General features: G+C 73.0%; 1 protein-coding gene and 1 pseudogene. Both read right to left on the minus strand.

Features of this window, described 5'->3' with window-relative positions:
- Positions 1 to 20 precede the first annotated feature (20 nt).
- Positions 21 to 854, minus strand: coding sequence for a 1,6-dihydroxycyclohexa-2,4-diene-1-carboxylate dehydrogenase (locus tag G6030_RS14265; RefSeq protein ID WP_182643576.1), 834 nt, complete (start codon positions 852 to 854; stop codon positions 21 to 23).
- Positions 851 to 1,085 (minus strand): annotated as a pseudogene (locus tag G6030_RS14270) (benzene 1,2-dioxygenase); the annotation flags it as partial. The gene G6030_RS14265 and the pseudogene G6030_RS14270, both read right to left, overlap by 4 nt.

Below are 1,085 nucleotides of genomic sequence, written 5' to 3' on the forward strand. Positions count from 1 at the left end.
AAGGGGAGGGACGGGGCCGGTCAGCCCTGGTCGCCGCCGGCGACGGGCAGGACGGACCCGGTGATGTAGGAGGCCTCGTCGGACGCGAGGAAGCAGATCGGGGCGGCCTGCTCGTGGAGGGTCCCGTAGCGGCCCATCACCGTGGAGTCGACCGTCTGCTCGACGATCTGCGAGTACCAGGTCTTCTCCTCCTCGGTGCGGGCGTCGCCGCCGCGGGAGATCTTCCGCTCGGGGGCCAGTGTGCCGCCGGGGGCGGTGGCCACCACCCGGACCCCGTGGGGTGCCGCTTCGAAGGCGAGCGCCGAGGTCAGGCCGTTGACGCCGCCCTTGGACGCGGCGTAAGGGACTCGGTTGACCCCCCGGGTGGCGACGGAGGAGACGTTGACGATCGTGCCCGCGCCGGCGGAGACCATCGACGGCAGGACGGCGCGGCACATCCACAGCGTGGGGAACAGTGACCGCCGGACCTCGGCCTCGATCTGCTCGGCCGAGTACTCGTGGTACGGGCGGGCCCAGATGGTCCCGCCGACGTTGTTGATGAGCGTGTCGATCCGGCCGTGCGTGCCGAGGGCGGCCTCCGCCGCGGACCGTGCGCCCTCGAACGTCTCCAGGTCCGCCTCGACGGGGACCACGCGGTGGCCGTCCGGGGACACCGCGGTCAGCTCGTCGGCCACCTCGGTGATGAGGTCGGCGCGGTCGACGACGGTGACGAGTCCGCCCTCGCGGACCACCCGGTCGGCGACGGCGCGGCCGATGCCCTGGACGGCGCCGGTGATGAGTACCGACCGTCCGGCGAAGCGACCGGGGGCCAGGACGGGGGGCACGGGGTCGTACTCGCCGACGGGCGCGCTCACGACGCCGCCCCCACGGCCCCCTGGTCGGCGGCCTGCTGGTCCAGGGCCGTGCGCATGGTGGTCTTGGCGTGTTCGGTGTGGCGGCGGATGAGGTACCGCGCCGCGTCGCGGTCGTTGTTCTCGAACGCGGTCACGATCTCCAGGTGCTCGGGGACGATCTCCTCGGACACCCAGCGGGCGTCGGGCAGGACGCTGTTCATCACCTGGGTCACCTCCAGCATGCGGTAGGCC

This window comes from Dietzia sp. E1 (assembly GCF_014145015.1).
Classification (GTDB): Bacteria; Actinomycetota; Actinomycetes; order Mycobacteriales; family Mycobacteriaceae; genus Dietzia; species Dietzia cinnamea_A.